Raw genomic sequence first — 22,466 nt, forward strand, 5'->3', positions numbered from 1 at the left:
CGGTGACCTGGACCATACGGGGCGGTAACTTCGCTTGCGGTCCCGCTCAGAGCCGCAACACACCCTGGAGTCCCGATGCCCGAAGCCGTCATCGTTTCCACTGCCCGCTCCCCCATCGGGCGCGCCTTCAAGGGGTCCCTCAAGGACGTGCGGCCGGACGACCTGACCGCGACGATCATCCAGGCCGCCCTGGCCAAGGTCCCCGGCCTGGACCCGCGCGAGATCGACGACCTGATGCTGGGCTGCGGCCTGCCGGGCGGGGAGCAGGGCAACAACCTGGCCCGCATCGTGGCCGTGCAGATGGGCATGGACTTCCTGCCCGGCACCACCATCACCCGCTACTGCTCCTCCTCGCTGCAGACCTCCCGCATGGCCCTGCACGCCATCAAGGCGGGCGAGGGCGACGTCTTCATCTCGGCCGGCGTCGAGATGGTGTCGCGGTTCGCCAAGGGCAACTCGGACTCCTGGCCCGACACCCACAACCCGCTCTTCGCCGAGGCCGAGGCCCGTACGACGGCCGTCGCCGAGTCGACCGGCTCCGGCTGGCACGACCCGCGCGAGGACGGCCTGGTCCCGGACGCGTACATCGCGATGGGCCAGACCGCCGAGAACCTGGCCCGCATCAAGGGCGTGACCCGTCAGGACATGGACGAGTTCGGCGTCCGCTCGCAGAACCTCGCGGAAGAGGCCGTCAAGAACGGCTTCTGGGCCCGTGAGATCACCCCGGTCACCACCCCGGACGGCACGGTCGTCTCCGGGGACGACGGCCCGCGCGCCGGCGTGACCCTGGAGGGCGTGCAGGGCCTCAAGCCCGTCTTCCGCCCCGACGGCCTGGTCACGGCCGCCAACTGCTGCCCGCTGAACGACGGCGCCGCGGCGCTGGTCATCATGAGCGACACCAAGGCCCGCGAGCTGGGCCTGACCCCGCTGGCCCGGATCGTCTCCACCGGCGTCACCGGCCTCTCCCCCGAGATCATGGGCCTGGGCCCGGTCGAGGCGTCGAAGCAGGCCCTGAAGCGGGCCGGCCTGACGGTCGGCGACATCGACCTCTTCGAGATCAACGAGGCCTTCGCGGCCCAGGTCATCCCGTCGTACCGGGACCTGGAGATCCCGCTGGAGAAGCTGAACGTCAACGGCGGAGCCATCGCCGTCGGTCACCCCTTCGGGATGACCGGTGCGCGCATCACCGGCACTCTGATCAACAGCCTGCAGTTCCACGACAAGCAGTTCGGTCTCGAGACCATGTGTGTCGGCGGTGGCCAGGGCATGGCCATGGTCATCGAGCGCCTGAGCTGAGCCGTAGCGGAGGGTAGGGGCTGCCCCGACCGTGTCGACGTGCGGCTCCGCCGCGTGGCGAGGGGCGGCACCTGCCCGCAGCGGTGGCGAAGATCAGCGCGACCGAGAGATCGAGCGCCTGAGCTAATTCGATCAAGAGCGGGCCCAGACGCCGCAAGGGATCCGGCCGGATCCCTTGCGGCGTGCTGACGCCGGATCTAACCCGGTCGCGGCCGACCTGTGACCAAATTTCCCCCAGGATGTGACCTATCTCCTGGGGGATCGGTGTTTACGCAGGTCAGGGCTGGTACAGGTGCGGCGCATGTGACCAAAGCCCTGTCCATTTCGTGACGTAATGCACTGCGCGCCATTCCCAGGTCGGGACACTCTGATGTAGGAAGTCGGGGGATCGAATCACCTCAGGAGTTAGTCAGTGAGCGCCATGTCTCTTGCCCTGCTGCTGACCACGGCCGCTGCCACCGCCGTGGGCGCTGCTGCGCTGCACGCCGTCCACGGTCTGCGCAAGCAGGTCACCGCCCTGCGCACCGAGCTGGCGGTGCCGGTCCACCCCCGCGGTGCGACCGTCCCGCACGCCCGCAGCGCCGTGGAGTCCCCCGCCGCGGAGATACGAGCCGCCGTGGCCGAAGCCCTCGCCGAGGAGCGCGAGCGCGAGCTCGCCGAGGCGCGGGCCTTCTGGGCCGCGCAGGAGGCCCGTGACGCCGCCGACGCCCCCTCGCTGCTGGGCGGTCTGCCCGGGCTCGGCGAGGACAGCCCGGTCTTCCTGCCCCGGCAGGCCGACCTGGTGGGGCTGGAGCCCGTACTCGGCGAGGAGATCCTCGACGAGCTCCCCGGGTACCCCGAGGATTCGGCCGAGCTGGCCGCCGCGCGCCGGCGCCACCCCTCGCACCCCGACTTCGTACCGGTCCAGGCCTCGCACCCCGGCGCCGACCACGAGCGCACCGTGAACCGCCTGGAGGAGCTCGCGGAGGCCCGTACGGCCCTCGCGGACGTCCGCCCGGGCCCGCTCGGCACGCTCGACGTGTACGTCTTCACCGACGGCACGACGCTGTGCATGACCCCGGGGCACCGGGAGACCGCGGAGCGCCTCGCCGAGGCCCTGCGCTCGGGCACCGCGCCGGTCCTGCTGGGCGGCTCGGGCATCTCCGGCGCCTACGCGCTGACCTTCTCCTGCGGTGACGCCGAGGACCCCGACAGCAACGTCTACATCCTCGCGGACCGCGTCATCGCATCGCTCTGATCTCCGCCTGCTCCACCAGCCGCACGGCCTCGTCCAGCACCTCGGACGGGGCCTTCGCGCTGCCCGGGGCCGCGGCGCGCAGTGCTTCGGCGAGGTCCAGCCCGGTCACCGCCACCTGATCGCCGACCACGAAGATGCCGGCGTCCGGCACCTCCTTCGGCTCCTGCCCGGGCGTCTCGATCCGCTGGGCCCGTACGGAGAGTTCGCGGGCCAGGTCCAGCGCCGCGGCGGCGGCGCCCTGCTGCAGGCGGCTCTGCGGCGCGGCCCGCAGCCGGTCGGCGAAACGTTCCACGACGGCGGTCAGGGGCGAAGTATCAAGCACCCGGCCGACCTTACGCGCCGCCCGGGCACCATTGCCAACGGGCGAACTCTCCGGCACGGTGGCGTGAAGAGAACAGCACGGCGATACCTCCGGAGGCGCCCATGTCCGTAGAGTTCTCCGAGCAGACACACCGCAACATGATCGACAGAATCCCCCAGACCACCGGTCGTGAAGTCTCCGACTGGCTCCGCACCGTGGACGACGGCCCCTCACTCGTCCGGTTCGAGGAGAAGGTCAGCTGGCTGCGCGGCGCGCACGAGCTGTCGTACGGCCAGGCCAAGGCGATCATCCACGAGTACGACCTGCGCAGAGCCGCACGCCGGTTCGGCTGAGCCCCCCTCTCCCCCGTTACCCGACCGTTCCCGCACCCTGGATGCGGGAAGGCCCCGCGAGCGGTGTGCTCACGGGGCCTTCCCCATGCCGTGCGCGGGCCGGTGGCCGGCCCGCGGGTCCCGCTAGTCGTCGCCCGAGAGGATCGCGAAGATGCGCAGCATCTCGACGTAGATCCAGACCAGGGAAATGGTGAGGGCGAAGGCCGCCAGCCAGGCCTCCTCGCGCGGGGCACCGTAGGCGATGCCGTCCTCGACCTGCTTGAAGTCGAGGGCGAGGAAGCAGGCGCCGAGGATGACGCCGATGGCACCGAACAGCAGGCCGAGGCCGCCGCTGCGGAAGCCGAGGCCGTCACCGCCGCCGATGACCGCGAACAGCGTGTTCACGAGCATCAGGAGGATGAAGCCCAGCGTCGCCGCCATCACGAATCCGTAGAAGCGGCGGGTGACGCGGATCCAGCCCATCTTGTACGCGAAGAGCACGGCGGCGAAGACGCACATCGTGCCCATCACGGCCTGCATGACCACGCCGGGGCCGATGTAGGTGCTGACGGTCGCGCTGATGACGCCGAGGAAGACACCCTCGAACGCCGCGTAGGCCAGGATCAGGCCCGGAGCGGGCCTGCTCTTGAACGACTGGATGATCACGAGGACGAACGCGACGAGCGCGGCACCGACAGCGATGCCGTAGGACACGCCGAGGTTGTCCGGGTCGACCGGAAGCGCCACCCAGGCGAGGGTCGCCGTCACGATGAGCGTGCCGAGCGTCATGGCCGTACGGCTCACGACGTCGTCCATGGTCATCACGTTGGCGCGGGCCGGGGCCTGGGGCATGCCGGTGGTCGGGTCGGCCGCGTACGGGTTCGTCGCGTACGGGTTGGTCCCGGCCTGCTGCGGCTGCGCGTCAAAGCCCGCGTAGCCACCGTTGTCGCGGCTGAACCCCCGTCGCGAGAAGACCGGGTTACTGCTCCTCATCTCACTCCTCCGTGGCCACCGAGCGCGGCCTTGCAACAAGAGTAATGCGCTCGCAAAAAAAGCACTCTACTGCTGGAGGAGGATCTTAGGAGAGGCCACGACGGAGCGCAGTAAATAAAGGGAGCCTCGCGGAGGACCCCCGTACGCCGACCGGACCGGCCCGGCGGAAACGTCCCGGGTCCCGGTCACGCCCCGGGGCGTGCGCCCGGGAGCGGCGTACCCCTCGCCCTTCACCCGGCCCGGCGGCCGGCGGGTCTGCGCCTCGTTGGCGTCGTCACGGACGACTCCGGCTTTCCGTTCGTGGAAGGCGCTCGCGACGTGCGTGTTCCCCCGTGTTCCCGGTCCCCGGAAACGGTCAAGTTCCAGGAAGGCCGGTCCTGCAGGCCGGACGCCGTGCCATTGATGGTGCCCGGAGCCGGACTTGAACCGGCACGGCCCGAAGGCCAGCGAGGTTTAAGCTCGCCGTGTCTGCATTCCACCATCCGGGCAAGGCGTGGCGGCCCCCGTGAAAAAGCCTTGAACGCTGAGCCGAGCCTATCCGGATCGCTCCCCCTGCCAACCTGCGAACTTTCCGATGTTGTCTGATTTTATTGGCGCTTGAGGGTTCGTCAGACCCGAGAATGCGCGGTCGGCCCGCTCTGGACGTCGATCATCACCTGTACGGGAATGACGGGATTTCGATGGCCCACGCCACCCCCCGCGCCACCCTCCCCGCCACCCCGGGCCACCGGCCGCCGATCAGGCTCCTGTCATACCAGAGGAGGACACGAGCCCGCCCGCCGTCAGACTCCAGCGGGGCGAGGAACAGGCACGGCGGCTGATCCGGAGCGGGGGTACCCGCGGCGAGGATGGAAACGTCCCCGCACCGCAGACCGAGGAGCCGTCCCGTGACCACCATGAACTACGCCCCGCACACCGCCCAGGCCGTGGCCGCCCGCGCCACCGGCCTCTCCAAGGTGTACGGCCAGGGCGAGACCCAGGTGGTCGCCCTCAAGAACGTCACGGTGGACTTCACGCAGGGGCAGTTCACCGCGATCATGGGCCCCTCGGGCTCCGGCAAGTCCACGCTGATGCACTGCGTCGCGGGCTTGGACACCTTCTCCGCGGGCTCCGTCCGCATCGGCGACACCGAGCTCGGCAGCCTCAAGGACAAGCAGCTCACCCAGCTCCGCCGGGACAAGATCGGCTTCATCTTCCAGGCCTTCAACCTGCTGCCGACCCTGACGGCCCTGGAGAACATCACGCTCCCCATGGACATCGCCGGCCGCAAGCCCGACAAGCAGTGGCTGGACTCCGTGATCGACATGGTCGGCCTCTCGGGCCGCCTCTCCCACCGCCCCACCCAGCTCTCCGGCGGCCAGCAGCAGCGCGTGGCGGTGGCCCGCGCCCTGGCCTCCCGCCCCGAGATCATCTTCGGTGACGAGCCCACCGGAAACCTCGACTCCCGCTCCGGCGCCGAGGTCCTCGGCTTCCTGCGCAACTCGGTGCGCGAGCTGGGCCAGACCGTCGTGATGGTCACTCACGACCCGGTCGCCGCCTCCTACGCGGACCGCGTCATCTTCCTCGCCGACGGCGAGATCGTCCACGAGATGCACAGCCCCACCGCCGACAGCGTGCTCGACCGGATGAAGGCCTTCGACGCCAAGGGCCGTACGAGCTGACCCGGGCCACCTCCGCAGCCCTCCTCCAGACTTCCAGCCCCAGGACTGAGATCCCCCATGTTCCGTACCGCCCTGCGCAACGTCCTCGCGCACAAGGCCCGGCTGCTGATGACGGTGCTCGCCGTCACCCTCGGCGTCGCCTTCGTCTCCGGCACCCTCGTCTTCACCGACACCCTCAAGAAGTCCCTCTCCGGGCAGTCCGCCAAGAGCTACGAGGGCATCGCCGTCTCGGTCACCTCGTACGGCCAGGGCCGCAACGAGCAGGGCGGGAAGGAGGGCGAGCCCGGCCTCGGCCAGCAGACCCTCGACAAGATCAAGGCGCTCCCGGGCGTCGACACCGTCTCCGGCCGCGTGTCGGGCTTCGCCGGCGTCGGCGACGAGAACGGCAAGCTGATCGGCTCCGGCTGGTCCAACCAGGGCGCCAACTACACGCCCGTCAAGGACGGCAAGGACCCGCGCTACGCCTTCGCCCAGGGCGCCGGCCCGGCCAAGGCCGACGAGGTCGCCCTCGACAAGGCCACCGCCGACAAGGGCAACTACAAGGTCGGCGACAAGGTCCGCGTCGCCACCAACGGCCCGGTCAAGGAGTACTCCCTCGCCGGCGTCTTCACCACCGAGGACGGCGCCGTCCAGGCCGGCGGCAGCCTGGTCCTCTTCGAGACCAAGGTCGCCCAGGAGCTCTACCTCAAGCCCGGCTACTTCCAGGAGCTGTCGGTCGGCGCGAAGAACGGCACCTCCGCCGACAAGCTGCTCGCCGACATCAAGCCGCTGCTCGACAAGAACGCCAAGGCGCAGACCGGCGCGGCGCTCGCCGCCGATCAGGCCAAGCAGATCGAGAAGGGCCTCAGCAACCTCAGCACGATGCTGCTCGTCTTCGCCGGTATCTCGCTCTTCGTCGGCATCTTCCTGATCTACAACACCTTCACCATGCTGGTCACCCAGCGCACCAGGGAGCTGGCCCTGCTGCGCGCCGTCGGCGCCAACCGCGGTCAGGTCATGCGCTCCGTGCTCAGCGAGGCCCTCGTCGTCGGCGTCCTGTCGGCCGCCGTCGGCCTGGTCAGCGGCATCGGCCTGGCGATCGGGATCCGCTCCGTCATCGGCTCCCTCGGCGCCAAGCTGCCGGGCGGCGCACTCGTGATCGCCCCCGGCACCGTCACCGCCGCCCTCGTCATCGGCGTCGTCGTCACCACCGTCGCCGCCGTGCTGCCGGCCTGGCGCACCGGCAAGATCGCCCCGGTCGCCGCCATGGGCAGCGCCCACCTGCCGGCCACCTCGAAGTCCCTGCTCGTACGCAACATCCTCGGCTCGATCATCAGCCTCGGTGGCATCGGCCTGGTCTTCCTGGGCGTGTCCACGGGCGGCAACTCGGGCCGCATGACCATGGGAGCCGGCGCCTTCTTCATGCTGATCGGCATGATCGTGCTGCTGCCGCTGCTCTCCAAGCCGGTCATCGGCACCGTCCGACCGCTGCTGGCGAAGCTGTTCGGGATCCCCGGCAAGCTGGCCTCCCAGAACGCCGTCCGCAACCCGCGCCGCACCGCCGTCACCGCCGCCTCCCTGGCGATCGGCCTGACCCTGGTCACCACCCTGTCGGTGCTCGGCATCACCGTCGGCAAGGTCGTCGACCGGATGAGCACCGAGAAGCTCAAGGCCGACTACCGGGTCTCCATGTCCTCCGACGCGGGCAGCCTCGACAAGTCCGTGGCCGAGACCCTGTCCAAGGCCCCCGGCATCAAGGCGGTCTCCCCGCAGACGGCCGGCTACTTCCTGGTCGACGGCGACTTCCGGGCCGCCTCCGGCGTCAACCCGGCCACCATCGGCCAGCTCCTCAACGTCGAGGTCCTCAGCGGCTCGCTCGACAGCCTCGGCAAGGGCGAGGTCGCCGTCGCCGAGAAGACCGCCAAGAAGCAGAAGTTCACGGTCGGCACCCCGCTCAAGCTGAAGTACGACGACGGCCAGGAGGCGTCCGTCAAGGTCGGCGCGATCTTCAAGGACATGGAGGGCCTGCTCTCCCCCTACGTCATCGACAACAAGATCCTCACCGAGCACAGCGAGGAGATGTACATCCCCGAGGTGTACGTCAACGTCGACGGCGGGGCCTCCAAGGCCGCCCAGCAGAAGGTCGTCGACGCCCTCGGCAAGAACCCGGCCATCACCGTCGCCACCCAGCAGGACATGCGCAACGAGATGGGCGGCATGATCAACACGATGCTGAACATCATGTACGGCCTGCTCGGCATGGCACTGGTCATCTCGGTGCTCGGTGTGGTCAACACCCTGGCCATGTCCGTCTTCGAGCGGACCCAGGAGATCGGCATGCTGCGGGCGATCGGTCTCGACCGGGGCCGGGTCAAGAACATGATCCGCCTGGAGGCCGTGGTGATCTCGCTCTTCGGAGCGGTCCTGGGCGTCGCCATCGGCGTCTTCCTCGCCTGGGCCGTGGGCACCACGATCGCGAAGTCCATGCCGAACTACGAACTGATCCTCCCGTGGGACCGGATCGGCATCTTCCTCCTGCTGGCCGCCGTGGTCGGTGTCCTGGCCGCCATGTGGCCGGCCCGCAGCGCCGCCCGCCTGAACATGCTCACCGCCATCAAGACGGAGTAGCAGCCGCAGCGGCACAGCACGCGGAAGGGCCCCAGGCGATGCCTGGGGCCCTTCCGCGTTCCCATGGGGCTGCTAGACCGTTTCTGCGTCCCACGTACGGAGCCGCAGCGGCAGCCGGGCGTCACCGGACGCCGTGGGCCGCACCGCGAGCACCTGGTTGACCCCGAGCCGGCCCCGCTCGAAGCCGAGCGCGCAGGCTGCCATGTAGAGCTGCCAGACCCGGGCCCGCCCGGGCGAGGTCAGCCGGACCGCCTCCGCCCAGTGCTCCTCCAGCCGGGCCACCCAGGCCCGCAGGGTCAGCCCGTAGTGCTCGCGCAGCGCCTCCACGTCGCGGACCTCGAAGCCGGCCCGCTCCAGTTCGCCGACGGTGGTGCCGAGCGGGGAGAGCTCGCCGTCGGGGAAGACGTAGGCGTCGATGAACTCGTCGACCCGGTACGCCTCCTCGTCCGGCTCCGGCGGACGGGCGATCTGGTGGTTCAGCAGCCGCCCGCCGGGGCGCAGCAGGGCGTGCAGGGTGCGGGCGTAGTCCCGGTAGCGGTCGGCCCCGACGTGTTCGGCCATCCCGATGGAGGAAATGGCGTCGTACGGCCCGTCCTTGACGTCCCGGTAGTCCTGGATCCGGATGTCCACCAGGTCGGTCAGTCCCTCGTCCGCGACCCGTTTACGGGCGTACACGGCCTGCTCGCGGGAGAGCGTGACGCCGGTAACCCGGACGCCGTACGCCCGGGCCGCGTGCAGCGCCATGGAGCCCCAGCCGCAGCCGACGTCGAGCAGCCGGTCCCCGGGCCGCAGGGCGAGCTTGCGGCAGACCAGGTCGAGCTTGTCGTGCTGGGCCTGCTCCAGGGTGGAGCCGGGGCTCCAGTAGGCGCAGGAGTACACCATCGAGGGGCCGAGGACCCGTTCGTAGAAGTCGTTGCCGACGTCGTAGTGGTGGCTGACGGCCCGGCGGTCGCGGCCCTTGCTGTGGCGTGCTCCGCCCCGCCGGTCCGCCTCCTCGGCGGGGGGCGGGGGCGGCGGCAACGGTCCGGCGAGGGCGATCAGCTCGCGCGCGGCCGCCCGGTGGGCGGCGTCGCGCCACCTCGCGCCCGGCAGGTCGGAGAGCGCGGGGAGCCCGGCACGGCGCGCGAGGTTCCCCAGGGCCGTGAGCGGCCCGGGCCCGGTCTGGGCCGTGGAGACGGCGGGGCCGACGGGCGGCAGGTCCGGTCCGCGTTCCCACAGCAGGCCCGCCACCCGGTCCAGCAGGTCGAACAGATTGCCTTCGACTGTCAGTTCGCCTGCCACCCAGGCGCGGGCCAGCCCCAGCTCGCCGGGCCTCCACAGCATCCGCCGCAGGGCGCGGCGGTTGTGGATGACGAGCACGGGGCCGTCGGGCGGGCCGGCCTCGCTGCCGTCCCAGGCCCGCACACGTACCGGCAGCGGGGCACCCAGCAGGGTCTCGGCAACAACGGCGAGCCGCGGCGCGGCGTCGGTCATGGCGCACCTCCACAAAAGCTCCGACCCCTCCGTCTACCCATCCCGGGCCCCGGGTACGCCGAAGGGGCCGCCCGCACCACGGATGGCGGGCGGCCCCTTCGGGGTCGTACAGGTCGTACAGGTGGAGCAGATGGAGCAAGTGAGGCAGGTGGAGCTCAGGTCCTGCCGGTCACATGGGTCAGGCCTTGGCCTTCGCGGCCGGGGCAGCGGCGGCGGCCGGGGCCGGCGCCGGCTTCGCGGCCTCGTAGAACTCCTCGCGGGGGGTCTCCAGCGCACCGAGGGAGACGACCTCGCGCTTGAGGAACATCGCGAGGGTCCAGTCGGCGAAGACGCGGATCTTGCGGTTCCAGGTCGGCATGGCCATGCCGTGGTAGCCACGGTGCATGTACCAGGCCAGCCGGCCCTTGAGCTTGATCTTCGTCTTGCCCATGACGATCATCGCGACGCCCTTGTGGAGGCCGAGGCCTGCCACCGCACCCTTGTTGGAGTGCGAGTACTCGGCCTGCGGGAAGCCCCGCATGCCCGAGATGACGTTGTCGCCGAGGACCTTGGCCTGACGCAGCGCGTGCTGGGCGTTCGGCGGGCACCAGGCGTTCTCGACACCGGCCTTGCGGGCGGCCACGTCCGGAACCTGGGCGTTGTCGCCCGCGGCCCAGATGTAGTCGGTGCCCGTGACCTGGAGGGTCGGCTGAGCGTCCACGTGGCCGCGGGGGCCGAGCGGCAGGCCGTAGCGGGCCAGCGCCGGGTTCGGCTTGACGCCGGCGGTCCACACGATGGTGTTGGAGTCGACCTCAAGGCCGTTCTTCAGCACCACGTGGCCGTCCACGCAGGAGTCCATGGAGGTGCTGAGGTAGATCTCGATGCCGCGGGACTCAAGGTGCTCCTTGCCCCAGGTGCCGAGCTTGGGCCCGACCTCGGGAAGGATCTTGTCGGCCGCGTCGACCAGGATGAAGCGCATGTCCTCGCGCTTGATCGTGGAGTAGTACTTCGCAGCGTCCCGGGCCATGTCCTCGACCTCACCGATGGTCTCCGCACCGGCGAAGCCGCCGCCGACGAAGACGAAGGTGAGGGCCTTGCGGCGGACGTTCTCGTCCGTCGTGGACTCGGCCTTGTCGAGCTGCTCGAGAACGTGGTTGCGCAGGCCGATGCCCTCTTCGACGCCCTTCATACCGATGCCCTGCTCGGCGAGGCCGGGGATCGGGAAGGTGCGGGAGACGGCGCCGAGCGCGATCACCAGGTAGTCGAAGGGCAGCTCGTACGCCTCGCCGACGAGCGGCGTGACGACGGCGACCTTGCGGTCCTGGTCGATGCTGGTGACCCGGCCGGTGAGAACCTCTGCCTTGGGCAGCACGCGTCGCAGCGGGACGACGACGTGCCGAGGCGAGATGCTGCCTGCGGCCACTTCAGGGAGGAAGGGCTGGTAGGTCATGTACGAGCGCGGGTCGACGACCGTGACGGTCGCCTCGCCGTAGCGCATCTTCTTCATGATGCGCTTGGCTGCGTACAGGCCTACGTACCCACCTCCTACAACGAGGATCCTGGGACGCTCCGTGGTGCTCATGGAACGAGTATCCAGCACCCAAAGGGGTGCCGCTCGTGAGCCCCTTCACAAGGACTGGGAGACCCTCTGCTACACTCCGCCGCCCACGTGACGGAGGTCATGGCGCGCGACGGGAACCAGAAGGCGTCCGGAGTCGTTGTTCACCCGTCCTGAACTGGCCTCCAAGGCCGAAAGCGGACTGGACCACAGGGGTTCGTCCATACCTCCGACGCGGATCCCGTCGCCTCCGCCGATCGCACGAACGCACGCGAAAAAGGGCCTGAGGGCCTCCGGAGGGCCCCGAAGGGCCCTTCCATTGACCTCGCAGACCCTTTTTCCTTGTGAAGAACTTCACGAACTTGATGTGGATCACGGGCCCGAGAGCCCCTCACAAGCTGCTTCGAAGGTTGTTCAGGCGATGGACCAAGCGATTCCATCGAGGATGTCGTGCTCCGACACGACAACCTCGGAAGCGCCGATGCGTTCCATGATCGCCAGCAGTACCAGCGCGCCCGCGCCGATCACGTCCACCCGGCCCGGATGCATCACGGGGATCGCCGCGCGCTCGGCGTGCGTCGCCGTCAGCATCCGCTCGCTGATCTCCCGCACCTGCTCGTAGGAGATCCGGGAGTGGTGGATGGCCGACGAGAGGTACTCCGGCAGCCCCAGCGCGATCCCGGCGACCGTGGTCACCGAGCCGGCCAGGCCCACCAGCGTGCGCGCCTCGGCCAGCGGGACGCTCTCGGCGGCCAGGTCCAGCGCCGCCTCGATGTCGGCCCGGATCGCGGCGACCTGCTCCGCGGTCGGCGGGTCGGTGACGACCCCGTCCACCACCAGGTGCCGCTCGGTCATCCGGACGCAGCCGATGTCCACGGACCGCGCGGCCCGTACGTGCTCCTCGCCGACCACGAACTCGGTCGAACCGCCGCCGATGTCCACGACCAGGAAGGGGCGCTCCAGGTGTTCGTGCGCCGTGAGCTCCTTGGTGGCGCCGGTGAAGGAGAACTCCGCCTCCTGGTCACCGGAGATCACCTCGGGCTCGACCCCCAGGATGTCCAGGACGCCCCGGACGAAGTCCGCCCGGTTCTCGGCGTCCCGGGAGGCGGAGGTCGCCACGAAGCGCACCCGCTCCGCGCCGAACTCCTTGATGACCCCCGCGTACTCGCGGCAGGCGGCGAAGGTGCGCTCCAGCGCCTCCGGGGCCAGGCGCCCGGTCCGGTCCACGCCCTGGCCGAGCCGGACGATGGTCATCCGGCGGTCCAGCTCGGTCAGCTCGCCGGTGGCCGGGTCGCAGTCCGCCACGAGCAGCCGGATGGAGTTCGTACCGCAGTCGACGGCGGCGACGCGGGTCACGCCCCCGGCTCCTTGTCGTCCGTCTTCTTCTCCCCGCACGGGACGACGCAGGCACCCTTGGCCCACCACTCCGGCAGCATGGCGAGGGCCTCGTCGCCGAACGGGTTCACCCCGGGGCCGGCGGCCAGGGAGTGACCGACCAGCACGTGCAGGCACTTCACCCGGTCCGGCATGCCGCCGGCGCTCGGGAAGCCCTGGAGCACCTCGATGGCGTCGCGCCGCTGGATGTAGTCCTCGTGGGCGGCCTGGTAGGCGGCGGCCAGTTCCTTGTCCTCGGCGAGCCGGGCCTGCATCTCCTTCATCACGCCGTTGGCCTCCAGCGTGCCGATCGCGGAGGCCGCGCGCGGGCACGTCAGGTAGTACAGCGTCGGGAAGGGGGTGCCGTCGGGGAGCCGCGGGGCGGTCTCCACCACGTCCGGCTGCCCGCAGGGGCAGCGGTGCGCGATGGCGCGCAGCCCGCGCGGCGGGCGGCCGAGCTGCTGCTCGAACGCCTCGATGTCCGCGTCGGTCGGCTCGGTCCGGTCGGTCTGGGGCGGGGGCGTCTGCATGCCTGGAGGAAGTCTCTTCGTTCTCGTGGATGGGTGCTGCGGTACGGCGGTACGGATCACTCGCCGGGGCGGTCGGCCTTGTCGACGCCGTCCCAGACGTTGGAGTACCAGGGGCGGTCGGAGCCGGCGTGGCCGGTCCCGTGCGGCTGCGGGGGCTGGGCCCCGGGGTCGCTCATGATGTAGCCGATCTCCCCCGGGCGCAGGAAGTGCAGGTGCTTGCGCGCCTGCTGCTCCGCGTAGGCGTCGTCCTGCCAGCGGGCCTTCTCGTCGCGGAGCCGCTCCATGCGGTCCCGCGCGGCCGCGGCGGCCCGCTGCTGCTTCGCGATCTCCGAGCGCTGGGAGACGTACTGGCGCATCGGATACGCGAGGGCGACGACCAGCGTACAGAGGACGAGCACCAGGAGCGCGGCGCGGCCGGTGAGCCGGCTGCGGCGGACCTGACGCCGCGACTGCGACCGGTAGACGTGGGCGGCGGTCCGCTCGCCGAGCTGCTTGAGCCTGGTCGCGGTGGAGAAGGTGGAGAACCGGTCCCGGTTCCCGGCCATTGGTCCGCCTCCCCTAGGTACGCACTACGCAATACGTCCCCGCACACGGTACGGGACCGAGTGCGGGGACGTACGGAGGCCAGCCCCTCAGGGGGGTGATTAGCCCTTGAAGCGCGGGAAGGCGCTGCGGCCCGCGTACACCGCGGCGTCGTCGAGGATCTCCTCGATGCGCAGCAGCTGGTTGTACTTGGCGACACGGTCCGAGCGGGCCGGGGCGCCGGTCTTGATCTGGCCGCAGTTCACGGCGACGGCGAGGTCGGCGATGGTGACGTCCTCGGTCTCACCGGAGCGGTGGGACATCATGCACTTGAAGCCGTTGCGCTGGGCCATCTCGACGGCGTCCAGGGTCTCGGTCAGCGAACCGATCTGGTTCACCTTCACGAGCAGGGCGTTCGCGGAGCCCTCCTCGATACCGCGGGCCAGACGCTCCGGGTTGGTGACGAACAGGTCGTCACCGACGATCTGGACCTTCGCGCCGAGGCGGTCGGTGATGGTCTTCCAGCCGTCCCAGTCGTCCTCGTACAGCGGGTCCTCGATGGAGACGAGCGGGTACGCCGCGACGAGCTCGGCGTAGTAGTCGGTCATCTCGGCGGCCGAGCGGGACTTGCCCTCGAACTCGTACTGGCCGTCCTTGTAGAACTCGGACGCGGCGACGTCGAGCGCGAGCGCGATGTCCGTGCCCGGGGTGTAGCCGGCCTGCTTGATGGCCTCGATGATGAGGTCGAGCGCGGCGCGGTTGGACTCCAGGTTCGGGGCGAAGCCGCCCTCGTCGCCCAGGCCGGTGGAGAGGCCCTTGGTGTGCAGGACCTTCTTGAGGGTGTGGTAGACCTCGGCACCCCAACGCAGCGCCTCGGAGAAGGACTCCGCGCCGATGGGGGCGATCATGAACTCCTGGATGTCCACGTTGGAGTCGGCGTGCGACCCACCGTTGAGGATGTTCATCATCGGAACGGGCAGCAGGTGCGCGTTCGGACCGCCGAGGTAGCGGAAGAGCGGAAGGTCCGAGGCCTCGGACGCGGCGTGCGCGACGGCCAGGGACACGCCGAGGATGGCGTTGGCGCCGAGCGAGCCCTTGTTGTCGGTGGCGTCCAGGTCGAACATGGCCTGGTCGATCAGACGCTGCTCGGTGGCGTCGTAGCCGACGAGCTCCGGGCCGATCTGCTCGATGACGGCGAGGACGGCCTTCTCGACACCCTTGCCGAAGTAACGGTTGGGGTCACCGTCACGGAGCTCGATGGCCTCGAATGCACCGGTGGAGGCGCCGGACGGAACTGCAGCACGGCCGGTGCTGCCATCGTCGAGGCCCACCTCGACCTCGACCGTGGGGTTGCCTCGGGAGTCCAGGATTTCCCGGGCTACGACGACGTCGATGGACGGCACGAGCATCTCCTTCTGGGATGTGACGCTGAGTGTGCGGTGGCGTGTCAGGCCGTGGGATGGCCTTGCCGCCTAGAGCCTAACCGGCTCCGGGCACTGGGCCGCCCGACCGCCCGGACCCTGGGACGAAAAAGGGACCGAATACCCCTCTTCCGGGACATAGGTCGCTTGATCACCGGCCTTCGGGGGCCGCACGCAGCACCGCCCGGCGCGTGGGGCACGCGCCGGGCGGTGGAAATCCTGCACGGGGTCAGCTGACGCCGTGTACAGGTTTCTGCGGCTTCTGCCGCAGTGTTCAGCTGAGCTTCAGCTTCTGGCCCGGGAAGATCAGGTCGGCGTCCGAGACGATGTCCTTGTTCAGCTCGAAGAGCTTCTCCCAGCCGCCCTTGACGCCGTTGGCCTCGGCGATGGTGCCCAGGGTGTCGCCCGGCTTGACCTCGTACGAGCCGTTGCCGGTCTTCGGCGCGGCCGGCGCCTCGGCACGCTCGGAGCGGGTGGTCGGAGCCTCGGGACGCTTGGTCTGCTTCGGCGCGGCCTTGGTCTCGGTCTTCGGCTTCTCGGCCTTCGGCTTCGGCTGCGGCTTGGACTGCGGCTTCGACGACGCCGGGGTCTCGGAGCCGCCACCGGTGTAGGCGGAGTTCGACAGGCCCTTGCCGCAGGACGGCCAGGCGCCCTTGCCCTGGCTCTTGAGGACCTTCTCGGCGACGGCTATCTGCTGCGACTTGGAGGCCTGGTTGGCCTGCGCGGCGTACGACTTGCCACCGAACCCGGCCCACGTGGAGGGCGAGAACTGCAGACCGCCGTAGTAGCCGTTGCCCGTGTTGATGGCCCAGTTGCCACCGGACTCGCACTGCGCGACCTTGTCCCACTCGGACGTGGTGGCGGCGCTGGCGGTGCCCGCGGCCATCAGGGGGGCGGCCACGGCCACACCGGCGACACCGGCGAGCGTGACGATCCGGACAGACCGCTCGATTGCAGTACCGCGACGGTGCTTGCCCTTGCCGGAAAGCAGCATGGAGTTTCTCCTCACCGACGCCTACGAGGTGAGCTGTCGGGTTCGGGCGAGTGAGTTGCCCGGCCGTGCGACCTAGCGCACGTCTTAACCCCAAGCCGGTGGCGTGACCGTCTCTCAACGGCCGCTCCCGGCACCTACCTTGGTTCCCCCGCTCCTGCCTTCGGCGCTTGACGCGACGACTGTTCCCCCCGTCCGCCGGCAGGATTCGGCGATGCGGTCGAAGGAGCTCGCGGTGGCGAGCGATTCAGAAGGTAGACAGGTCCCTCCCCGATGTTCAACGAGGAACATCGGGGAGAAACGGCCCCTACTTGCGCTCCCCACAGGGGCGTTTGCGCAGGTGAGGGCGGGGTTTGCGGAAGCCCCGGGGCGGGACACGCCAGTTGACCGGAAGAGACACATGTCTCACTTACAGAAATCCGACATTCGACTCTTTCCGGGTAGCTGAACTGTCCTTATTGCACGGTTAGATCCAGGTTCTGACCGGGCTTGATGAGGTCGGCGTCCTCACCGATGACCTTCTCATTGGCCTGGTAGAGACCGTTCCAGCCCCCCTTTACGCCCTTGGCAACCGCGATGGTCGCCAGGCTGTCGCCCGCCTGGACCGTGTAGGTGGGGTCCGACGCGGCATCAGAGGGGGCCGTCGGCACGGCCTCCGGCGCACCGCGGTGCTTGCCATTGCCCTGGACAGGAGTGGTACCGGTGGTCTGCGGGACCTCCGGGGCCGCGGGGGCCGTCGGGTCGACCGGGGGCAGTCCCGGCGTGACGGGCGAGGTGGTGGGCGCGGTCGGGTCCACCGGCAGCGTCGGCGCCGTCGGGTCGACGGGGGTCGGCGTGCCGGTCGGACCGCCCGGCACGGCCGGAGCCGTCGGGTCGGCCGGGGGCGTCGTCGGGATGTCCGGCGCGGGCATGACGGGCAGTCCGATGGACGGCGCGTCGGGAATCAGGAACGGAGTGCTGGACGGGCTCGGAGCCGGGGCCGGGGTCGGGGACCCGTAGTCCGTGGACGGCTTGCCGCCCCTGGTGGACGGAACGGCGTCGTCCGGGCGGGACGGCGCGGGGGCGAGTGGGCCCTGGCCGCCGGGCAGACCGGGGTCCACCTGTGCGGCGGGGCTCTCCCGGACCAGGCCGGCCGAGGCCGCGCACAGCGGCCACGCCTGCGGTCCCGTCGAGCCCAGCACCCGCTCGGCCACGGCGATCTGCTGGGAACGGCTCGCCAGGTCGGGGCGCTCGGCGAAGTCGAGCCCGCCGGCGCTCTGCCACTCCTCCTGGGTGAACTGGAGTCCGCCGTAGGTGCCGCTGCCGAAGTTCGCGCTCCACGAGCCGCCGCTCTCGCACTCGGCGACCTTGTCCCACGTGGAGGTGTCGGCGGCGGTGGCGCTGGTGGCCGCCAACAGCGGCATGGCCAGCGCAGAGCCAGTGACTCCGGCTGTGACAACCAGCGCGGGGACCTGGCGGGGGCGTCTGTGACGGCCGTTCCCGGAGAGCATGAGGGATCACCTTTCGCATATAACAGCGGGGTAACGGCAGAACCTAGCGGCCTTCGAACGATTGTCACAAGTTCAAGCTGGATCTGACTTTTAATCAGCTTCCGCGCAAGTGTTTTGAGCCGCGAATCGGACGGGAAGAGTACGTAGCCCTCGCATGATCAACCCCCCGCGCCAGCGCAGGTCTTGGGGTGGAACGGCGAGTTCCAGATCAGGCAGACGCGTCAGCAAAGTCGCCAGTGCGGTCTGTCCTTCGAGCCGGGCGAGCGGAGCACCCACGCAGTAGTGGATGCCGTGCCCGTACCCGAGGTGCTGGTTGTCGGTCCGGGAGAGGTCGAGGGTGTCCGGGTCGGCGAAGCGCTCCGGATCCCGGTCGGCGGCCGCGAGGACGACCAGGACCGGATCGCCGGCCTCGATCCGCTTGCCGCCGAGGGTCAGCGGCTCGGTGGCGAACCGCCAGGTCGCCAGCTCCACCGGGCCGTCGTAGCGCAGCAGTTCCTCGACCCCGGTGGCCAGCAGTCCGCTCTCCCCGGCGGCGAGGGAGAGCTGGAGGCGCTCGCGCTGCCCGGGGTTCATGAAGAGGGAGTGGACCCCGTTGCCGATGAGGTTCACGGTGGTCTCGAAACCGGCGAAAAGCAGGATGAAGGCCATGGCGGTGGCCTCGCCCTCCGTCAGATGGTCCCCGTGATCACTCGCCCGGATCAGGTCGGAGATCAGGTCGTCACCCAGATCATCCCTTTTACGGTGAATGAGTTCGCCGAGGTAGGTCCGCATCTGCTTGACCGACCGGGCGACCCCGCCGCGCGGACCGCCACCGTGGCGGATCATCATGCCGGCCCAGTCACGGAAGTCGTCCTGGTCCTCGCGCGGTACCCCGAGCATCTCGCAGATGGCGTAGATGGGGAGCGGGAAGGCGAACTCGTGAATGAGATCAGCCTCACCTTTCCCCGCGAACCCGTCGATCAGGTGGTCGGTGAGCGCCTGTACCCGCGGGGCGAACTCGGCGACCCTGCGCGGGGTGAAGGCCTTCGACACCAGCCGCCGCAGCCGGGTGTGGTCCGGCGGGTCGATGTTGAGCAGGTGCGTCATCAGCTCCGCCTTGCGCTCCCCCGGGATCCCGGTCTTGCCCTTGGCGTGCGCGGGCTCCGCGTGGTGCGCCGGATTCTTGCTGAGCCGCTGGTCGGCGAGGGCCTGACGGGCGTCGGCGTACCGGGTGACGAGCCATGCCTCGACCCCGCTGGGCAGCTTGGTGCGGTGCACCGGGGAGTGCTCGCGCAGCCAGGCGTAGGCCGGGTAGGGGTCGGTCGCGAACTCCCAGTCGAAGAGGGTGGGGCCCTCGGCGGAAGGGGTGTCGGCGGGAGTGTCCGCGGGGGTTTCGGCGGGGGTTCCGGAGGTCTGCTCTTGCACCTGATGACCGTATCCCGGCTCCGAACCCCCACCCGATATGAGTGGTTCGTCGCGGCTGTCCGTAGATCGGCCAACCCTTGACCTGAACTTCTCCGGCATTCCTACTTTCGGTTTTGTGGATGTCAGGATCTTGAAAAGCAGTTTCGCGGTGGTGGAGAGACGGGCCGAGCACGCCGTCAAGTTCTTCTACACCCACCTCTTCTGGCACAACCCCGGAGTCCGCGCCCTCTTCCCGGCCTCCCTCCACGACATGGAACGCCAGCGGGACCGGCTCTTCGCCGCGCTCACCCACGTGATCGCCCACCTCGACGACGAGACCCTCGGCCCCTACCTGCGCGACCTGGGACGCGACCACCGCAAGTTCCTGGTCCGCCCCGAGCACTACGCGGCCGTCGGCGCCAGCCTGCTCGCCGCGCTCGCGGAGACCTCCGGCGAGGCCTGGACCCCACCGGTCGAGAAGGCCTGGGCCGAGGCCTACCAGGTGATGGCCGACGCGATGACGGCCGGCGCCGACGCGAGCGAGGGCCCGCCGTGGTGGGACGCGGAGGTCGTGCGCCACCTCCAGTACGGACCGGACATAGGCGTCCTGACGCTGCGGCCGCACGCCCCCTTCCCCTATCTCCCCGGCCAGTACACGAGCGTGAGCAGCGAACGGGTCCCGACGACCTGGCGGACCTACTCCATCGGCAACGCCCCCCGCCCCGACGGCACTCTCGACCTGCACGTCAGCCGGGTCGACCGGGGGCGGCTGAGCACCGCCCTGGTCCGCGAGACCCGGCCGGGCGACGTGCTGCGGCTCGGCGCCGCCGGCGGGCAGCTGACCTTCCGCCGCGAGGACCGCCCGGTCAGCCTGATCGCAGCCGGCACCGGATGGGCGCCCATCCGGGCCCTGCTGGAGGATCTCGCGGAGCGTCCCCCCGATCAGGACGTACGGCTCTTCGTGGTGGCCCGGGACGGCGCGCACCTCTACGACCGCCCGCTCATCGACGCGTACGCCGCCCGCTGCGGCTGGCTCGCCGTCACCTACATCACGCCCGCGCCCGGGCAGCACCGCAACCAGGCCACCGACCGGCTGGCGACCGCGCTGGGCAACCGGGGTCTGTGGCCGGACCAGGACGTCTACCTCAGCGGTCCGCCGCCGTTCATCGACGAGACCTCCCATCTCCTCCAGGAGCTGGGCGCCCGCCCCGGCCGCCTCTTCCACGACGCCGTACCGGCCCGGAGCCACGGATACGGGGAGCGTCCGCTGGGATTCGGCGAGTGGTTCCTGGATCCCCCGGCGCCCCACTGGCACGACCCCTCGGCCCGCGCGCCGAGGACGTACTGAAGGAGTACCGAAGGAGTACCGAAGGAATAAGGAGTGCCTGCGGGCCGCTACTCGCCCGGCTCCGCCACGCCTTCGGCCGCCCGGATCGCGTCCCGGTAGGCGCGGGCCGCCGCGCGCAGCGCGGTCTCGGGGTCGGTCCCCGCCGCCTCGGCGCGGGCCGCGAGCTCCAGCAGCTCGTACCCGATGCCCTCGCCGCGGGGCAGTTCCACGGCCACGCCGCCCGTACGGGCCCGGCCCGCGAGCTTGGCGGCGAGTGCCAGGCCGGGCTGGCCCACCGGGATCCCGTCGGTGACCGACTCCCGCCGCTTCTCCACCGCCTTGGTGCGCTGCCAGTGCGCGTTGACGTCCTCCGGGGTCTCGGCCTCCGCGTCGCCGAAGACGTGCGGGTGCCGGTGGATCAGCTTCGTGACGAGCGCCCCGGCCACGTCGTCGATGGAGAAGGCCTCGTCGGGATCTTCGTACTCCTCGGCGATCCGGGCGTGGAAGACCACCTGGAGCAGCACGTCGCCGAGCTCCTCGCGCAGCTCCTCCCGGTCCCCGTCCTCGATGGCCTCGACCAGCTCGTACGCCTCCTCGATCGCGTACTTGGCCAGGCCCCGGTGGGTCTGCCGGGAGGTCCACGGGCACTCGCGCCGGACCCGGTCCATCACCTGGACCAGGTCGAGCAGGCGCGCGCCCGGCAGGTCGTAGGAGCCCGGCAGCAGTTCCAGGTCGGGCATGGAGACCCGGCCCGAGCCGGCCAGCCGGGCCAGTCCGTCGGTGAGCCGCTGATCGCCCTCGCCGCCCGGGAGCACCACGACCGTACGGCCGCCCGCGCAGGCCTCGACCAGCGCGTGCGCGTCCGGGCTCTCGAACGCGACCTCGATGCCCGCCTCCCGCAGGTACGGCAGCTGCGGGTGGCCGGGGTCGGCGCACAGCACCCGGTCCGCAGCGTGCAGGGTCTGCCACGCCGGCCAGGACAGCACGCCGGGGGCGACCCGGTGGCTGGTGGTCAGCAGGACGATGCGGCCCGTGGGCTCGGCAGCGGCGGCGGGGGCGGTGGGTTCGGAGTGGTCGGTCACCCTCCGAACCTACCTCCGGCGCGCCGGCCCACGGTCCGGGGGACCCCGGAGCGTCAGGCTCCGGCCGGGGCCGCCTCGGGCCGCGTCCGCTGGGTGATCCAGGGCGTCTCGCCGGTGCCCAGCTTGATCTCCTTGGCGTCCCAGGCGCCGTAGCGCGGGTTCACCTCGATGTGCAGTGCCTTGACGGCGGCGCGGGCCGGCTCTTCCAGCTTCCCGGCTCCGTACTTGGCGGTGAGCGCGGTGAGGAGCACCCGGTCCCGGAGGAAGCGGTCGACCTGGCCGGGGGCCATGGCCCCCTTCTGCAGGAGAAGTGCCTCGAACGGCTCCTCGCCGCCGTTCTCGTCGACGTACGCCTTGCGTTCGTCCTCGATGTCCTTCTGGGTGGCCGTGAGCCCGGCGGTGTCGGCCATCTTGTCGATGATCCGGCTCTGCAGGAGGGCGTCGAGCTTCTGCCGCTCCAGGTGGGGGGTGCTCGCGATGAGTTCGGCGGCGGCCTGCCCGGAACGGTTCTGCGCCGCGCGGACGTCGTTGACCTGGGCCTGGAGCGCGGAGGTGGTGATCCGTTCGCCGCCCACGACGGCCGCGGTGCCGGGACGCGGCTCGCCCGAGCAGGCGGACAGCAGGGGTGCCGCCACGAGCAGGGCGGCGGAGACGGAGAGCGCTGTGCGACGGTGCAAAGGAGCCTCCAGGGCCGGGAGATTGTGCGTCGGTGCACAAAGGGCCGTGCGGTGATCGATGTTATGAGGTCACGGTGATCCGGACCACCGGTTCGACCAACGATTCACGCGCGGACCGAACACGCACCGTTCATAAGCGGGCCGGCGGGCACCTGCGTGTCCGGCGCGCCACCCGTCACCCGTTCTGGGGACCCCTGCCCCCGGGGCAACGGCCGGATCGGCCACCGGCAAC

Annotated in this window: 19 protein-coding genes, 1 tRNA gene and 1 riboswitch; of the genes, 6 read left to right on the forward strand and 14 right to left on the reverse strand. The window is 70.4% G+C overall.

Annotation, left to right across the window (positions count from 1 at the left end):
- The first annotated feature begins 75 nt into the window (after positions 1-75).
- Entirely contained in the window at positions 76-1,296 is a 1,221-nt protein-coding gene (locus ACZ4YL_RS20935; protein ID WP_468118291.1) for an acetyl-CoA C-acetyltransferase, read from the forward strand.
- Positions 1,297-1,717: 421 nt separating this feature from the next.
- Positions 1,718-2,533, forward strand: coding sequence for a hypothetical protein (locus tag ACZ4YL_RS20940; RefSeq protein WP_351158759.1), 816 nt, complete (start codon positions 1,718-1,720; stop codon positions 2,531-2,533).
- On the opposite strand, the gene ACZ4YL_RS20945 is transcribed toward ACZ4YL_RS20940, so the two are convergent.
- Positions 2,517-2,855 carry a hypothetical protein gene (locus ACZ4YL_RS20945; RefSeq protein ID WP_468118293.1) on the reverse strand — a complete coding sequence of 113 codons (339 nt, stop codon included), beginning with the start codon at positions 2,853-2,855 and terminating at the stop codon, positions 2,517-2,519. The two genes, ACZ4YL_RS20940 and ACZ4YL_RS20945, sit on opposite strands and share 17 nt — an antisense overlap.
- Before the next feature lie 101 nt (positions 2,856-2,956).
- Between ACZ4YL_RS20945 and ACZ4YL_RS20950 the strand changes: the two genes are divergently transcribed.
- Positions 2,957-3,187 carry a DUF4287 domain-containing protein gene (locus ACZ4YL_RS20950; RefSeq protein WP_030010339.1) on the forward strand — a complete coding sequence of 77 codons (231 nt, stop codon included), beginning with the start codon at positions 2,957-2,959 and terminating at the stop codon, positions 3,185-3,187.
- Between the two features lie 123 nt (positions 3,188-3,310).
- Here ACZ4YL_RS20950 and ACZ4YL_RS20955 read toward each other — a convergent pair whose 3' ends face one another.
- Positions 3,311-4,159 (reverse strand): Bax inhibitor-1/YccA family protein, encoded by an 849-nt coding sequence (locus ACZ4YL_RS20955; protein WP_468118295.1) that lies wholly within the window; start codon positions 4,157-4,159, stop codon positions 3,311-3,313.
- Positions 4,160-4,562: 403 nt separating this feature from the next.
- Positions 4,563-4,647: transfer RNA gene (locus ACZ4YL_RS20960), tRNA-Leu, on the reverse strand.
- A 408-nt stretch (positions 4,648-5,055) separates the two neighbouring features.
- Between ACZ4YL_RS20960 and ACZ4YL_RS20965 the strand changes: the two genes are divergently transcribed.
- Together ACZ4YL_RS20965 and ACZ4YL_RS20970 are read left to right on the forward strand one after the other, a co-directional pair.
- Complete coding sequence (locus ACZ4YL_RS20965) at positions 5,056-5,820, forward strand: ABC transporter ATP-binding protein (RefSeq protein ID WP_382549653.1); 765 nt, start codon at positions 5,056-5,058, stop codon at positions 5,818-5,820.
- 57 nt (positions 5,821-5,877) lie between these two features.
- The gene (locus tag ACZ4YL_RS20970) at positions 5,878-8,427 is read left to right on the forward strand and encodes an ABC transporter permease (RefSeq protein ID WP_468118297.1); all 2,550 of its coding nucleotides are present in this window, start codon (positions 5,878-5,880) and stop codon (positions 8,425-8,427) included.
- 72 nt (positions 8,428-8,499) lie between these two features.
- On the opposite strand, the gene ACZ4YL_RS20975 is transcribed toward ACZ4YL_RS20970, so the two are convergent.
- The 9 genes from ACZ4YL_RS20975 to ACZ4YL_RS21015 form a co-directional block, all read right to left on the reverse strand.
- A complete protein-coding gene (locus ACZ4YL_RS20975) occupies positions 8,500-9,900 on the reverse strand; it encodes a class I SAM-dependent methyltransferase (protein ID WP_468118298.1) in 1,401 nt (466 codons plus the stop codon).
- Between the two features lie 178 nt (positions 9,901-10,078).
- Entirely contained in the window at positions 10,079-11,461 is a 1,383-nt protein-coding gene (locus tag ACZ4YL_RS20980; protein WP_301370514.1) for an NAD(P)/FAD-dependent oxidoreductase, read from the reverse strand.
- A 390-nt stretch (positions 11,462-11,851) separates the two neighbouring features.
- The gene (locus tag ACZ4YL_RS20985; RefSeq protein ID WP_393784593.1) at positions 11,852-12,793 is read right to left on the reverse strand and encodes a Ppx/GppA phosphatase family protein; all 942 of its coding nucleotides are present in this window, start codon (positions 12,791-12,793) and stop codon (positions 11,852-11,854) included.
- A complete protein-coding gene (locus ACZ4YL_RS20990; protein ID WP_389124701.1) occupies positions 12,790-13,341 on the reverse strand; it encodes a DUF501 domain-containing protein in 552 nt (183 codons plus the stop codon). The genes ACZ4YL_RS20985 and ACZ4YL_RS20990 overlap by 4 nt, the downstream gene beginning before the upstream one ends.
- Positions 13,342-13,397: 56 nt before the next feature.
- Positions 13,398-13,886 carry an FtsB family cell division protein gene (locus ACZ4YL_RS20995; RefSeq protein ID WP_468118300.1) on the reverse strand — a complete coding sequence of 163 codons (489 nt, stop codon included), beginning with the start codon at positions 13,884-13,886 and terminating at the stop codon, positions 13,398-13,400.
- 99 nt (positions 13,887-13,985) lie between these two features.
- Entirely contained in the window at positions 13,986-15,272 is a 1,287-nt protein-coding gene (eno, locus tag ACZ4YL_RS21000) for a phosphopyruvate hydratase (protein WP_468118301.1), read from the reverse strand.
- Between the two features lie 286 nt (positions 15,273-15,558).
- Positions 15,559-16,278: a transglycosylase family protein gene (locus tag ACZ4YL_RS21005; protein ID WP_468118302.1), complete on the reverse strand. Its 720-nt coding sequence runs from the start codon at positions 16,276-16,278 to the stop codon at positions 15,559-15,561.
- A gap of 3 nt (positions 16,279-16,281) precedes the next feature.
- A riboswitch (cyclic di-AMP (ydaO/yuaA leader) is annotated at positions 16,282-16,454 on the reverse strand.
- A gap of 276 nt (positions 16,455-16,730) precedes the next feature.
- Complete coding sequence (locus ACZ4YL_RS21010; RefSeq protein ID WP_468118304.1) at positions 16,731-17,678, reverse strand: transglycosylase family protein; 948 nt, start codon at positions 17,676-17,678, stop codon at positions 16,731-16,733.
- A 177-nt stretch (positions 17,679-17,855) separates the two neighbouring features.
- Positions 17,856-19,169 carry a cytochrome P450 family protein gene (locus ACZ4YL_RS21015; RefSeq protein WP_468118305.1) on the reverse strand — a complete coding sequence of 438 codons (1,314 nt, stop codon included), beginning with the start codon at positions 19,167-19,169 and terminating at the stop codon, positions 17,856-17,858.
- A gap of 130 nt (positions 19,170-19,299) precedes the next feature.
- On the opposite strand from ACZ4YL_RS21015, the gene ACZ4YL_RS21020 reads away from it, so the two are divergent.
- Positions 19,300-20,496 carry a globin domain-containing protein gene (locus tag ACZ4YL_RS21020; RefSeq protein ID WP_468118306.1) on the forward strand — a complete coding sequence of 399 codons (1,197 nt, stop codon included), beginning with the start codon at positions 19,300-19,302 and terminating at the stop codon, positions 20,494-20,496.
- Positions 20,497-20,543: 47 nt separating this feature from the next.
- Here ACZ4YL_RS21020 and ACZ4YL_RS21025 read toward each other — a convergent pair whose 3' ends face one another.
- Both ACZ4YL_RS21025 and ACZ4YL_RS21030 read right to left on the reverse strand, forming a co-directional pair.
- Positions 20,544-21,557: a nucleoside triphosphate pyrophosphohydrolase gene (locus tag ACZ4YL_RS21025; RefSeq protein ID WP_468118308.1), complete on the reverse strand. Its 1,014-nt coding sequence runs from the start codon at positions 21,555-21,557 to the stop codon at positions 20,544-20,546.
- A gap of 53 nt (positions 21,558-21,610) precedes the next feature.
- A complete protein-coding gene (locus tag ACZ4YL_RS21030) occupies positions 21,611-22,234 on the reverse strand; it encodes a SurA N-terminal domain-containing protein (protein ID WP_468118310.1) in 624 nt (207 codons plus the stop codon).
- Between the last annotated feature and the right edge of the window lie 232 nt (positions 22,235-22,466).

The organism is Streptomyces sp. NPDC030021, assembly GCF_055574035.1.